The sequence below is a fragment of the Maricaulis virginensis genome (assembly GCF_027922185.1).
Classification (GTDB): Bacteria; Pseudomonadota; Alphaproteobacteria; order Caulobacterales; family Maricaulaceae; genus Maricaulis; species Maricaulis virginensis.
Genome location: NZ_BSFE01000004.1, coordinates 297,805 through 312,533 on the forward strand (window position 1 = coordinate 297,805; position 14,729 = coordinate 312,533).

Annotated in this window: 8 protein-coding genes; 5 read left to right on the forward strand and 3 right to left on the reverse strand. The window is 64.3% G+C overall.

The window, feature by feature from the left end; genetic code table 11:
• Positions 1 to 33 precede the first annotated feature (33 nt).
• The 4 genes from glnA (at position 34) to parE (ending at position 7,702) form a co-directional block, all read left to right on the forward strand.
• On the forward strand, positions 34 to 1,437 hold the full coding sequence (glnA, locus tag PKE71_RS09800) for a type I glutamate--ammonia ligase (protein ID WP_271186786.1): 1,404 nt from the start codon (positions 34 to 36) through the stop codon (positions 1,435 to 1,437).
• 169 nt (positions 1,438 to 1,606) lie between these two features.
• On the forward strand, positions 1,607 to 4,978 hold the full coding sequence (locus PKE71_RS09805; protein WP_271186787.1) for an autotransporter family protein: 3,372 nt from the start codon (positions 1,607 to 1,609) through the stop codon (positions 4,976 to 4,978).
• Positions 4,979 to 5,035: 57 nt separating this feature from the next.
• On the forward strand, positions 5,036 to 5,641 hold the full coding sequence (locus tag PKE71_RS09810; protein WP_271186788.1) for a transglycosylase SLT domain-containing protein: 606 nt from the start codon (positions 5,036 to 5,038) through the stop codon (positions 5,639 to 5,641).
• A gap of 39 nt (positions 5,642 to 5,680) precedes the next feature.
• Positions 5,681 to 7,702 (forward strand): DNA topoisomerase IV subunit B, encoded by a 2,022-nt coding sequence (gene parE, locus PKE71_RS09815; RefSeq protein ID WP_271186789.1) that lies wholly within the window; start codon positions 5,681 to 5,683, stop codon positions 7,700 to 7,702.
• On the opposite strand, the gene PKE71_RS09820 is transcribed toward parE, so the two are convergent.
• Complete coding sequence (locus tag PKE71_RS09820; RefSeq protein WP_271186790.1) at positions 7,699 to 8,136, reverse strand: NIPSNAP family protein; 438 nt, start codon at positions 8,134 to 8,136, stop codon at positions 7,699 to 7,701. The genes parE and PKE71_RS09820 overlap by 4 nt on opposite strands.
• Before the next feature lie 167 nt (positions 8,137 to 8,303).
• Between PKE71_RS09820 and PKE71_RS09825 the strand changes: the two genes are divergently transcribed.
• Entirely contained in the window at positions 8,304 to 10,883 is a 2,580-nt protein-coding gene (locus PKE71_RS09825) for a M14 family zinc carboxypeptidase (RefSeq protein ID WP_271186791.1), read from the forward strand.
• 72 nt (positions 10,884 to 10,955) lie between these two features.
• On the opposite strand, the gene PKE71_RS09830 is transcribed toward PKE71_RS09825, so the two are convergent.
• Both PKE71_RS09830 and PKE71_RS09835 read right to left on the reverse strand, forming a co-directional pair.
• The gene (locus PKE71_RS09830; RefSeq protein ID WP_271186792.1) at positions 10,956 to 12,017 is read right to left on the reverse strand and encodes a tyrosine-protein phosphatase; all 1,062 of its coding nucleotides are present in this window, start codon (positions 12,015 to 12,017) and stop codon (positions 10,956 to 10,958) included.
• 70 nt (positions 12,018 to 12,087) lie between these two features.
• Positions 12,088 to 14,601 (reverse strand): TonB-dependent receptor, encoded by a 2,514-nt coding sequence (locus tag PKE71_RS09835; protein WP_271186793.1) that lies wholly within the window; start codon positions 14,599 to 14,601, stop codon positions 12,088 to 12,090.
• Between the last annotated feature and the right edge of the window lie 128 nt (positions 14,602 to 14,729).

Sequence of the window (14,729 nt, forward strand, 5' to 3'; positions counted from 1 at the left end):
GTTCCCAGCGACCCCACTATCCGGAGCTCCGTCATGTCAGACGAAATCCTGAAGAAACTCAAAGACGAAGACATCAAGTACGTCGATCTTCGCTTCACCGATCCGCGCGGCAAGCTGCAGCACGTCACCTTCGACCGGTCCCAGGTCAATGAGGATTTTTTCGAGGACGGCGTGATGTTCGACGGTTCGTCGATCGCCGGCTGGAAGGCCATCAACGAGTCCGACATGGTGCTCAAGCCGGACACCACGATGGCGCACATGGACCCGTTCTACCAGCAGCCGACCCTGGTCCTTTTGTGCGACATTCTCGAGCCGGGCACGGGCGAGAGCTATAATCGCGACCCGCGCACGACTGCCAAGAAGGCCGAAGCCTTCCTGAAGGCGAGCGGCATCGGCGACACCGCCTATTTCGGCCCGGAAGCCGAATTCTTCGTGTTCGACGACGTGCGCTGGAAAACCTCGCAGGAAGAGACCGGCTACAAGATCGACAGCGAGGAAGGCCCCTGGAATTCCGGCGGCGACTTCGAAGGCGGCAATATGGGCCACCGTCCGGGACCCAAGGGCGGCTATTTCCCGGTCAACCCGATCGACAGCGGCCAGGACATGCGCACCGAGATGCTGGCGGTTCTCGAAGAGCTGGGCTGCGAGCCGGAAAAGCATCACCACGAGGTGGCGCCGTCGCAGCACGAGCTGGGCATGAAATTCTCGTCGATGACGACGATGGCCGACCGCATGCAGCTGTACAAGTACACCGTGCACATGGTCGCCCATGCCTATGGCAAGACCGCGACCTTCATGCCCAAGCCGATCTGGAACGACAACGGCACCGGCATGCACGTGCACCAGTCGATCTGGAAGGACGGCAATCCGCTGTTCGCCGGTGACCGCTATGCCGACCTGTCGGAGACCTGCCTCCACTATATCGGCGGCATCATCAAGCACGCCCGCGCGATCAATGCCTTCGCCAACGCCTCGACGAACTCCTACAAGCGTCTGGTGCCGGGCTTCGAAGCGCCGGTCCTGCTGGCCTATTCGGCCCGCAACCGCTCCGCATCGATCCGTATTCCGTGGGTGTCCTCGCCGAAGGCCAAGCGCCTGGAAACCCGCTTCCCGGACCCGGCCGGCAATCCGTACCTGACCTTTGCCGCCCTGCTGATGGCCGGTCTGGACGGTATCGAGAACAAGATCCATCCGGGCGATCCGATGGACAAGGACCTCTACGACCTGCCGCCGGAAGAGCTCAAGGACATCCCGACCGTCTGCCGCTCGCTGCGTGAAGCGCTCGAATCGCTCGATGCCGACCGCGGTTTCCTCAAGAAGGGCGGCGTGATGGATGACGACCAGATCGACGCCTATATCGACCTGAAGATGGAAGAAGTGCTGCGTTACGAGATGCATCCGCACCCGGTCGAGTTCGACATGTACTACTCCTGCTAGGCCTTGCGCCGCGCAGTTGAAAGAGAACGGGAAACGGCCGGGTTATCGCCCGGCCGTTTTTCTGTCTGCATCCCGGCGTCCGGCGAGGTCGACGCGGCGCAATCCATTCGCTACAAATCGCTTTCCATTCGCCCTGTGCTTGTCTCGGGAAGTCTCGTCAGGAGTTCGCATGCGTCGCCGTCTCATGTTTGCCAGCGCTATCGCCACGCTGACCGTCGCCGCCCCGTCCGCCCTCGCCGATCGCCAGATCAATGACGAGATCACGACGCCGATCGCGACATCCACGGCGGGATCCGGCGGCGTTGCCGACAATATCGTGATCACGGCGAACGGCCGGGTGACCCTCTCCACGCCGGGCACGGCCGTCACGCTGGACAGCAGCAATGACGTCACGGTCGACGGCGCGATCGATGTGGTCAGCGACGATGATGGCGGAATCGGCGTGCACGTCGTCGGCGGCAATACCGGCAATCTGACGATCAGCGGTCCGATCACGGTAGAGTCCGAAAGCGACCCGGAAGACGACGGCGAGGACGAGGACAGCGGTTACAGCGATCTCGACGGACCGTCGGCCATCGGCGGCAACCGGATCGGCGTTCTAGTCGATGGCGACGGCGCGTTCGTCGGCGACATCTACATGGACAGCTCCGGTTCAATTATCATTCGCGGCAATGACTCCGCCGGTATCCGGGTGCTCACGGGCATCGAGGGGGAAGTCCGCCTTGAGGGCTCTATTTCCATAATCGGCGACCGGTCCGTCGGTATCGATATCCAGGACACGCTCACCGGCGATTTCGCGATAACCAGCAGTGTCGCTGCACGCGGCGAGGACAGTTCGGCGATCGTCCTGGCAGGCGATGTTGGTGGCGCCTTCTATCTGAACAGCGCAGTGAGCACGACTGGCTACCAGTTCAGCAGCTACACCAATAACGAGGAATACCTGGCCACTCTCGACGAAGACGATGTTTTCCAGGCAGCGGCGACGATCCTGATCCAGTCAAGCATTGAGGACGGCATCCTCTTCGACGCACCGACCGACGACAACCGCGTCAGTCGCACCGCCACCGTGTCGCATCGCGGTGAGGCGCCTGCGGTCCAGATCCTGGCGTCCGACGGCAATATCACCTTCGGCGAAGTCATCCAGCCCGCAGTCGAGGACGACGATACGACCGAAGACGAGGACGAAAGCGTCCCGGAAACGCCGCTGGGTTATTCTTGGGTCAATCGCGGCTCTATCACAACAACCTCCGACCTCAACGACACGTCTTCCACCGGCATTCTGATCGGCGGCGGCGACGACGGGAACGGCTCGGTGTTTACGGCCGAGCTCCTGCACGGCTTCTTGAATACTGGCTCGATCTCTGCGACCTCGTTCTCCGATACGATCGCAGCGACCGCAGTGGCCCTGCATCTCGAAGAGGGCGCCATCCTGCCGATCCTGACCAATGAAGGCGCGATATCGTCCACGTCACAGAATACCGTCGATGCGACAGCCTTCGGCAGTGCTTATACCATCGTTATCGAAGATGGTGCGGTGCTGGAAGAACTGGTCAATTCGGGCCAAATAGTCGCCTCTGGCAGCAATGGCGGCAGCGGCTATGCGATCGTCGACCGGTCCGGCACGCTGCGCTCGATAGAGAATACCGGCCGTATCCTCGCGTCGCACATTCCGCGTCCGGCTTACTACGATGCCGACGGCGATCTGATCGAGCCGGACGACAATCCGGACTACCGCACTGTCGCGCTCGATGTGTCGAACAACACCACCGGCGTAACCTATCGCCAGCACTGGGAAGCCGTGCCTGACGATGGCGATGACAACACGACCGAGCCGACCGTGCTCGACGCCTCGATCTACATGATCGGCGATGTCCTGTTCGGCACGGGCGACGATACGCTGACGGTCGAGGCCGGACGCATCAATGGCGCGATTTCCTTCGGTGACGGTCAGGATGCGCTGGTCGTCGACGGTTCGACGGTCCACGCCGAAATCCTGCGCCTTATCGAGGAAGGCATTGTCGACCCGATGACCGACGAGGAAATCTGGGCGGCGCTGCCATACATCACCAGCGCGATATCGGACTCCGACGGCAATCTCTCCATCGCACTCGATTTCGCGACGCTGGAACTCGTGGAAAGCGGCGATCTGGAGATTTCCGACGCGCACTTCGGCGACGGCTCGGTCCTGATGCTGCAGGTGGATGCTGAAAACAATGACGTCCGCCGCATCGTCTCGTCCGGAAACATCACCTTCGAGACCGGTTCGCGTCTGTCGGTATCGCTGTCCAACCTGATCGGCGGCGGCGGCACGTTCGAACTCGTCCGGGCCGGCTCGCTGACCATCGAGGAAGACCTCGATACGCTGAACGACTCGCCCTCGCCCTATCTCTACAATACCAGCCTGGAACGCTCTGCCGACGACGACAATGTCATCGTGCTCACGCTTGAGCGCAAGGACGCGGACGCGCTGGGCATGAATGCCAACCAGGCCGCGGCCTATGCCAGCGCCTTCGAGAGCTGGGCCGAGAACGGTGCGCTGGGCGCAGCGATTGCGTCGCTGACAAACCAGAACGCCTTCTTCGACGCCTACGACCAGCTGCTGCCGGAATATGCGGCCAGCGCGATCCAGTTTGCGATGGCGAGCAATGACAGCGCGATCGGCGCGCTGGCCAACCGCCTGGAAGCCGTGCGCCGCAGCCCCGAGGAAACCGGCGGGCTCTGGGTGCAGGAATTCGGCTATTTCGCCGACCGCGCCGGCACGGCCTTCGGTCCGGGTTATCGCGGCCAGGGTCTCGGCGTCGCCGTCGGTTTCGACCGCCCCGTGGGTCCCTTCTACGCTGTCGGTGTGAATTTCGTCGGGGCGGCCAGCGAAGTGTCGGAAGTCGAGGGGGTCGACGACCCGATGACCGCCCTTACCGGCCAGCTGGGCGCCTATGCAGGCTCGCGCGTGTCCGGCGTCAATTTCGACATCTATGGCGGCGCCGGCTTCGACAGTTTCGAACATAATCGCCGCGTTGTGATCGGCGAGTTCGACGCCAGCCCGTCGGCCGAATGGACCGGCTATCACATCACCGGCTCGGCCCGTGTCTCGCGCGATTTCGAGTTCGGCGGCCGCTATTATGCCCGCCCGGCGCTCTCGGTCGATTACCTGCATCTGTTCGAGGAAGGCTATACCGAGACCGGCGGCGGCATCGGCGTCGACCTGTCGATCGCCGACCGTGACTCGACGAGCTTCACCGGTTCGGCCGTCCTGACCATGGGCGCCCTGTTCGAGAATTCCAGCCGCTGGTGGTCGCCGGTGGTGCGCCTGGGCTATCGCAGCGAGTTCTCCAACGACATCCTGGAAACCGAGGCTCGCTTCGCCGATTACGACGACACCTTCATCCTGCGTTCGCAGCAGCTGCCGGGATCCGGCCTGCTGTTCGGCTTCGGTGTCAGTGCCGGTTCGGGCTATTCCACCTTCTCGCTCGATTACGATGCCGATGTGCGCGACGATTTCATCCGTCACACGGCCCGTCTCGTGATGCGCATGGTCTTCTGATCCGCAAAACGCCCTCCGGCAACCGCCGGTTAACCACAATCAGCGAGGCTCGCGCGCATGATGCGTGCGAGCCTTCTTCTTTTGTGCGCCCTCGTCGGGCTTTCCGCCTGCGGACACCGTCCGCCGGACCAGGTCACCGATGCCTGCCTCATTCTGGAAGACAATCGCGCCTGGTGGCGCGCCCTGCAGCGCACCGAACAGCGCTGGGGCATCCCGCCGGGCGTGCAGATGGCGATCCTGCGCCGCGAGTCCAGCTTCAACGCCCATGCCCGCCCCGCCCGCAACCGCCTGCTCGGAATCATCCCGACCAGCCGTCCGTCGAGTGCCTATGGCTATGCCCAGGCACTCGACGGCACGTGGGACTGGTATCGCCGCGACACCGGCCGCCGTGGCGCCGACCGCGACGATTTCGAGGACGCCGTGGACTTCATCGGCTGGTATTCATCCAAGAGCCGCCAGCTGTCCGGCGTCCAGCCGCACCAGGCGCGCGAGCTCTACCTGACCTATCATGAGGGCCATGGCGGCTATAACCGCGGCAGCTACCGTTCCAAGGGCTGGCTGATGAATGCGGCCAACAGCGTGGCACGCGATGCCGCCAGCTATCAGGCCCAGATCGATCGCTGCGAACGCCGCCTGTCGCGCAGCCGGTTCTGGCTGCTCTGAAAAATACCCGAATCGCTACGCCTGGTGCATGCTGGGCCCATGTCTTCGCAGAACTCGCACCACGACCTGTTCGGCGGGGCCCCCGCCCCGACACCGGAAAAAGCGCCGGCGCCGGGATATTCGGCCGCCCATATCGAGGTTCTTGAAGGTCTGGAGGCCGTGCGCCGCCGGCCGGGCATGTATATCGGCGGCACCGACGAGCGTGCCTTCCACCACCTGTTTGCGGAAATCCTCGACAACTCGATGGACGAAGCCGTGGCCGGCTGGGCCGACCGGATCGAGGTCGTCGTCGACGAGGACGGTTTCATCACCGTGACGGACAATGGCCGCGGCATCCCGGTCGATCCGCACCCGAAATATCCCGACAAGTCCGCGCTGGAAGTCGTGCTGACCGTGCTGCACGCCGGCGGCAAGTTCTCCGACAGCGCCTACAAGACCTCCGGCGGCCTGCACGGCGTGGGTATCTCCGTGGTCAACGCCTTGTCGGAAACCGTGGAGATCGAGGTCGCCCGCGAAAAGACGCTGTGGCGCCAGTCCTATTCGCGCGGCCTGCCGCTGGGCCCGATCGAGAAGGTCGGCCCCGCCCCCAATCGCCGCGGCACGAAGATCCGCTTCCGGCCCGATCCGGAGATTTTCGGCGACAAGATGCGGGTCAAGCCGGCGCGCGTTTACGCGATGGCACGCTCCAAGGCTTTCCTGCGCCGCGGTGTGAAGATCCAGTGGCGCTGCGCCCCCTCCCTTGTCGACGGCACCGAAACCCCGGCCGACGATATCCTGTGTTTCCCGGGCGGCCTGGCCGACCGGATGACCGAAATGGCCGCCAAGAGCGCGCTGATCACGGCGGAGACCTTCTCCGGCAAGGTCGAGCGCGAGGATGGCGCCGGCGGCGTGGAATGGGCCGTTACCTGGTCCGGCAATGGCTATGGCAGCGAGGCCGACGGCTTCTGCCAGTCCTACTGCAACACCGTGCCGACGCCCCAGGGCGGCACGCACGAACAGGGCCTGCGCGCGGCACTGACCAAGGGCGTGCGCGCCTATGCCGAACACACCCACGCCAAGAAGGCGGCGAACATCACGCCGGAAGACGTGCTGGGCGGGGCCGGTGCCCTCGTCTCCGTCTTCATCGGCGACCCGGAATTTCAGGGCCAGACCAAGGAGCGCCTGGCAACGCCGGAAGCGGCCAAGCTGGTCGAGACCGCGGTGCGCGACCAGTTCGATCACTGGCTGGCCGGTTCGCCCAAGGAAGCCGCGAAACTCGTCGAGTTTGTCATCGAGCGCGCCGACGACCGCATGCGCCGCCGCAAGGAAAAGAACGTCAAGCGCCAGACCGCCTCGCGCCGCCTGCGCCTGCCGGGCAAGCTGGCCGACTGTTCGCGCTCCGGCGCCGATGGCACCGAGCTGTTCATCGTCGAGGGCGACTCGGCCGGCGGGTCCGCCAAACAGGCCCGGTCGCGCCAGACCCAGGCCATCCTGCCTCTGCGCGGCAAGATCCTGAACGTCGCCTCGGCCACGGCCGACAAGATCGCCGCCAACCAGGAAATCTCCGATCTCCTGCAGGCGCTGGGCTGCCAGACCGGCAGCCGTTTCCAGCTGGACGATCTGCGCTATGAGCGCGTCGTGATCATGACCGACGCCGATGTCGACGGCGCCCATATCGCGGCTCTGCTGATCACTTTCTTCTACCGCTCCATGCCGGAACTCATTCATTCCGGACGGCTTTTCCTCGCCCAGCCGCCGCTCTACCGCATGACGCAGGGCAGCCGCACGCTCTATGCCCGCGACGATGCGCATCGCGACCAGATCATGGCCGACGAGTTCAAGCCGAACGCCAAGGTCGAGATCGGGCGCTTCAAGGGTCTCGGCGAAATGACACCGTCCCAGCTCAAGGAAACCACCATGGATCCGGGCAAGCGCACGCTGGCCCGGGTGGTGATCGATGCCGACGAGCTGCCGACGCTGGAAGCGCTGGTGGAGACCCTGATGGGCAAGAAGCCGGAAGCCCGCTTCAAATTCATCCAGGACAATGCCGCCTTCGTCGACGAAGCCGAACTGGACCTCTAGTCCGGCTCCGGAATCCCGCCCGGCGACCAGCCTGCCGGGCACAGCGTCCTGTCCTGGATACCGGTAACAAAAGTGCCGTGCCGCGCACCGGTCTCCGCCTTGATCGCCGACCATTCCTCGTCGGCCATAAAATCTGCCCAGCGCGCCTGCATGGTTTCGATATCCGGCCAGCGCAGCAGGTAGACAAACTCGACCCGGCCTTCGAAACGCGAGGCCCATGTCTCGACAATGTCGAAATCGTGAGCCGCCATGATACGGGCCGCGTGATCGCGGAAACGCGCGTGGAAGACGGCCTCGTTCTCCGCCGGCACCTCGTAAATCCGGATCTGGTGCACCGGCGCACAGGAAAGCTCTGCCTGCCGGGCCTGCGCGGCGGGAAGGATTGCCAGGCCGGCTGCCAGCAGGCCGGCAACGGCCAGCGTGCCCTGCTCCATCACCGTTCTCCTTCGGGATTGCTTCACGCGCGCCACCATGCCGGGTCCAGAGCCCGGATCAACCCGTCACCCGATCACAGTCGCTCCGAGCAACTGCTGTCATGGGCATTGGCGTTGCGCGGCCGGAGCGCTAGCTTTCCTCTCAAACACGATGATGAGGGGATATCATGGCTCGACTGACCGCTCTGGCCGGCGCGTTTGCGGCACTCACCGCTGCGTCTGCCCAGGCTGAACCGATCGAATTTTTCCAGCTGGACGCAACGCCTTACGACGAGAGCGTTCCGGCGCCCGAGGATGTGCTCGGCTTCGGTGTCGGCGACCGCCCGGTCCGCCACGACCAGATGGTCGCCTACCTGACACAGCTTGCCGAAATCTCCGACCGGATCACAGTCGAGACGATCGGCTATTCCCATGAAGGCCGGCCGATCCTGTTCTTCACGGTGACCTCGCCGGAGAACCATGCCCGGATCGAGGAGATTCGCGAGGCGCATCTGGCCAGTCTCGCGCCCGGCGCCGAAGCCGATCCGGACGCGCCGGCGGTGATCTGGCTCAACTACGGCGTCCACGGCGCCGAATCGGCCGGCATGGATGCGGCGATCCCGACACTCTACCACTATGCCGCTGCCGAGGGTCTGGAAGTCGAGGCGGACCTGCGCGAAAGCGTCATCCTGATCACCGCCATCTTCAATCCGGACGGTCATTCGCGCCGGGTGAACCATGTCGAGACCTATGGCGCGACCGTCCCGGTCACAGATCCCGATCACGAACAGCACAATCTGTGGACCACGGCGCGGACCAATCACTACTGGTTCGACCTCAACCGCCAATGGCTGTTGCAGACCCAGCCGGAAAGCCAGGCCTGGCTGACCCAGTGGCATCGCTGGAAGCCGATGGTCTCGGCCGATTTCCACGAGATGGGCACCGAGAGCACGTTCTACTTCCACCCCGGCGAGCCGCGGCGCCGCAATCCGCTGATCCCTGAACAGGCGCGCGAACTCACCCAGGGCATCGCCCGGCACCACATCGCCTTCCTGGACAGCGAGGCGCGCCTCTACACCTCCGAGGAAGGCTTCGACAATTTCTATGTCGGCAAGGGCTCGACCTATCCGCAGGTCAATGGCTCGCTGGGAATCCTGTTCGAGATCGGCGCGGCCCGCGGCGGCCTGATCGAAAGCGAGCGGGGCCTGGTCAGCCATGCCGACAATGTGCGCACCCATTTCCGCACGTCGCTGACGACCGTGTCCGGCGCCCTCGCCCAGCACCGCGAGATCGCGGACTATCAGCGCGAGTTTTTTGCCAACTCCCTGCAGGCCGGCCGCAATGATGCCGATCGGGCCTTCGTCTTCTCGGCCGAGGGCGATCCGGTGCGGGCGGGTCTCTTTGTCGACCTGCTGGAACGTCACGATATCCGCGTCAACGCGTTGGCCCGCGACGTCACCGTCGATGGCCGGACCTGGCGCGCCGGCGAGGCCTATGTCGTCGAACTGGCCCAGCCGCAATACACGATGATCCGCTCGATGTTCGACCGGATCACCGAGTTCGAGGAAAACATCTTCTACGACGTGTCCGGCTGGACCCTGCCGCTGGCCTATGATCTGGACTACGCCGCCGTCGGCCGCGGCTTCAGCGCTGCCATCCTCGGCGATGAAGTGACCGCCGAACCCGTCGTCCAGCCGGCCCCGCCGGTCTCGTCCTACGGCTATGTCCTGCGCTGGTCGGACTATTACGCCCCGCGTGCGCTCTACCGCCTGCTGGACGCCGATATCCGCGTGCGTGTCGCTACCGAACCGGCGACCATCTCGACCAGCGAGGGCCGGATCGATTTCGGTCCGGGCAGCGTCTTCGTGCCGCTGGTCGGCCAGGACACCGGTCGTGACGCCATTCACGCCATGGTCCGCGATATTGCCGCCGAGGACGGGGTGGCCGTCTATGCCGTGACGTCCGGCTCGACCGCCTCGGGCACGCCGGATATCGGCGACAGCAGCGGTTTCCGCGCGGTGGAACGCCCGGAAGTCCTGGTTCTGATCGAGGACGGGCTGGCGACCTATGATGCCGGTGAAGTCTGGCACCAGCTCGACCATCGCATGCACATCCCCGTCACGCTGCGCCGCAAGAACGACCTCTCCGGTCTCGACTGGTCGCGCTATACCCACATGGTGATCGTCGGCGGCGGCAATACCGCCCTGCCCTCCAGTGCCCGCGAACGCGTCGAGCAATGGGTGCGCGAGGATGGCGGCGTGATCATCGCCACCCGCCAGGCCGCCCGCATGGCCGAGCGCACCTTCTTCGATGTCGAGGACGAGGAGGAGGAGGACGCCAGCGACGAGCCGCTGGCCCGCCGCAATTATTCCGCCATGCCGGTGGACGACGCCGAACATGTCATCGGCGGTGCGATCTTTGCCGGCGATCTGGATACCAGCCATCCGATCGGCTTCGGCTATACCGACCGCTTCATCCCGCTTCACCGCAACACCACGCTGACCCTGGCGCGTCCGGACGACGATCCGTTCGCGGTCGTGGTGGAGTATCCGGAAGACCCGCTGCTGTCGGGCTATGCCTCGCAGCGGCGTCTCGACGAGATCACCGGCACGCCGGCCGTCGTCGCCCGCCGGCTGGGCCGCGGCTCGGTGATCCTGTTCGCCGACAATCCCAACTTCCGCGCCACCTTCCGCGGTTCCGAGAAGATGTTCATGAATGCCATCTTCTTCGGCAACCTGATCGACCGCCCCCGCGGCGACTACCAGTAGCCCGCATGCGCACCTGACGAAAAGGCCGGCCCGGTTGTCCCGGGCCGGCCTCCTTTTTCGGCGCATTGCGTCCTATTCGAGCAATTCGCGGCGCATTGCGGCGAGGTCTGCCTCGCTGACATCCAGCGCTTCGAGAAGATAGGTCTCGACACTGCCGTGATCGGCCTCGATCTGTTCGAGTGCCGCCTGGAGATAGGCCGGATCGGACGCCATGAAGGGCGCGATGACCGCTTCGGGCAATTGCGCCCAGAACGCCATCGGGTCCTCCGGATCGATCGTCTCGCGTTCCTCGCGCAGTTCGGCCATGTAATCGACGAGGTCGTCGGACATGGCATAGTCGGCAAGGATGGTCTCGCGCGGAACACCCAGTGCAGTCAGGATCAGTCCGGCCGCCACACCGGTGCGGTCCTTGCCGGCGGTACAATGGAAGGCCAGAGGCAGATCGCCCGCGGCAATCCGCTCGAACATGACGGCATAGCGCGGCGCGAACTCGGTCGGCGCCTGGCGGTAGAACTCCGTCATCGCCGCCGCCGACCGCTCGGGCGAGAGTTCGCCGGCGAATGCCGCGGCAAAGCCGGACGTATCCATTTCATAGTCCCAGTCGATATGCTCGGCCGGTCCGCCAGCCCATTCGGTCGGCTCCTCGGCCCGCTCCGAATTGGCGCGGAAGTCGCAGATCACGGCGATATCGAGATCGGCCAGGTATTGATAATCCCGGGACGTCAGCTCGTGCATCGCGCCTGAGCGGTAGAGCCGGCCCCATTTGACACTTTGGCCGTCCGCCGTGCGGTACCCGCCCAGATCCCGGAAATTGCGGCCGCCTTCCAGCGGCAGGACACGTTCGGCCACCTCGATCACTGCACCAGCCTCGGGGCGGAGCAGGAAGTAGGGGCGGCCGGTCCCGGCCGGCTGATAGGTGACATTGCGGTCTTCATCATCCATGGACAGTGGTGTGGCCTCCCCGATACCGGCATCGGCCTCGTGAGCGACGAACACGTCGACCGGGCCTTCCAGGGTCCAGCTGACCGCGATCATGCCGTCTGCGGTCCGGATGGCTTCAGCCAGGGGGGCCTCTGCATGAGCAGCGGCGGTCAGCGCGAGCGCGGCAATGCCGGCGAACAGATTGCGATACATTCGGGATCTCCTGAATTTTGGAGGCCGGACACCCGAAAGCATCCGGCCACCGGCTTCGTGGCTCGAAAGGTCAGTAGTCAACGCGGATGCCGAACAGGAAGCGGCGGCCATAGCCCTCCACCTGGTTCGGCGTCGCGCGCGTGCCCGCATAACGGACATCGATGGCGTCGGTGAGATTGTTGGCATTGGCGAACAGGGTCACACCTGCCCCGCCCGGCGTGACCGGAAGAACGTAGCGCAGGGACGCGTCGACCCGCTCCTGCTCGTCCCAGTATTCGGCCAGGCTGTCATTCTCCGTCGTGGACAGCCAGGCGTCGCGATACTGATAGTTCACGCGTGCGGAGAAGCCCGCCTTCTCGTAGAAGAGCGAGGCATTGTAGATCACGTCCGACGTGCCCGGCAGCGAGAAGCTGTTGCCGGAAAGCGTGTCGAACGAGCTGTCGAGCACGGTGAGATTGGCCGACACGCCGAAACCGTCGAGTGGCGCCGGCAGAAGATCGGTCGCCTGGCCGATAAAGTTGAGTTCGATACCGGACAGCTCGCCCTCATTACCGTTGACCGGACCGCTGAGCGTCCAGTCCTCACCGGCCGCCGCCGGCACATAGATGCCGCCATCGATCGTGGTGCTGTCGACATAGATCACATCGTCGACATGCCGGTAGAACGCCCCGGCCGACAGCAGGCTGGCGGGCGCAAAATACCATTCCAGGGACGCGTCGAAGCCCCAGGTCGTCTCCGGGTCCAGCGTGGGATTTCCACCGGACACCGTGCGGCTGGTCGGGTCCACAGCGGCCGACGCCCGCAGCTCGGTATAGGTCGGGCGGCTGAGACCGGTTGAGGCCGACACCCGGAATTTCAGGTCGTCACGCAGGTCGAAATTCACGTGCACGCTGGGCAGGACATTCACGTAGTCGTCGGAATAGGCGATCGCGAGGTCCGGACCGGCCGTCGTGTAGTCGGTCATTTCGACGCGGGCGCCGTAAACGATATTGCCGCCGTCGAAATGCGTCGTCGCCATGGCGTAGGCGGCGAGGATATCTTCCTCGATCTCGATCAGCTGGTCGGCTGCACCGGGAATACCCAGACCGCCAGCGGCGGCGGCCCAGGCATTGCGCAGGCCGATATTGTCATAATAGGTGCCGCCGATCGTGTTGTCGAAGCCGGTCGCCCAGGCCTCGCCGGTGTCAAAACTGGCGACATCGACGGTGGACGGGAAGGATGCGATCGAGAAACTCGCCCCGTTGCCGACCGCCTCGCGGGTGTCGAGCTGGATACCGGTACGGATATCGGTGTCGCGGCCGAACAGGGTGAGATCGCGCTCGCCGTCCAGGCGCAGCTTCCACGCCTCGGTGTCCAGGCTCATGTCGATAATGTAGGCGAGGTTGGCGCCATAGGCGATCGTCGACGGGTTCAGCGCTGTCTGCGTGAAGGGCTGAAACACGCTGAGCTGCGGCGCATCGACATCGGTGACGTCGAACATGGCCGCCGCGGTGCCGCCCGCGCTGTAGGCGATCGGCAGATCGGTATCATTGGTGGTCTCGGCATAGTTCAGCCGGGCTTCGACGAACCAGTCGCCGAACTGACCGTCCAAACCGGCCGTCGAGGTCCAGGTCGAGTTGTGATACTCGCCGTATTCCAGCAGCCGGCTGACGAGCACCAGGGGCGCATATCCGGTCGCGCCCGGGGCAACCGTACCGCCAAGCGCGCCCGCCCCGCCCGCGAAGTCGAAGACATACTGATTGCGCTGTTCGCGGTCGATGAATTCGGAATACAGCGTCGATGCGAAGACACGCGAGACCGGCCCTTCCGGACGGAATTCCACATGGCCGCCATAGGCGTTGTCTTCACGCTCGACGAGATAGTTGCGGAAGTCGAGCTCGTTGACCGTCAGCGTGCCGCCGGCATCGATCTCCAGATCGAGTTCACGATTGTCGGTGACCTGTTCACGCGAATTGTTCGAGCCGAAGAGCGCGAAGCCGAACTGCTCGCCGGACCAGGACAGACGGGCATTGTACTTGCCGATGTCTCCACCGCCGAGTTCCTGTTCGCCGGCGCCGGCTTCCACCGATACGCTCAGCCCCTCCCGGTCGAACGGGTTGAATGTGCGGATATTCACGAAGCCCGAAACCGCTTCGCCCGGCATGTCGGGCGTGATCGCCTTGTGCGCTTCCACCGCCGAGGTGATGACTGACGGAAAGCTGTCGAAACGCGGGATGCGGCCGTTTTCGGCGCCCAGAACGTCGATGCCGTCAAAGGCGATCGCGGTCCAGCGGAACGGCGCGCCGCGGAAATTGATGAAACGGGCCTGACCCTGGTCGCGCTCGATCGCGATGCCCGGCAGACGGCCCAGGCTGTCGGCCAGGTTCTGGTCAGGAAAGCGGCCGATCGTATCCGCAGAGATGACGTCGAGCACGTTGTCGGCCTCTCGCTTCAGGCTGATCGCTGCAGCCTGGGAATCGCGGATCGGCGATGCCGTGACGGTGATGACATCGGCATCGGCGGCCTCTTGCGCCCCGGCCGCAGCAAGACCGGCCCCGGCAAGCGCCATCGAACAGATTGAAGTGAGTAGATGCGTACGCGACATGATCACCCCCTGAGTGGATAACCCGGGACGCCATAGCGAATTCGAACATTTGTACCCAATGAAGTTTGGACGACACTCTCGTGTCAGAATTCCGTCGCTTCCGTTATATAATTGTGAAACTCCCTCTT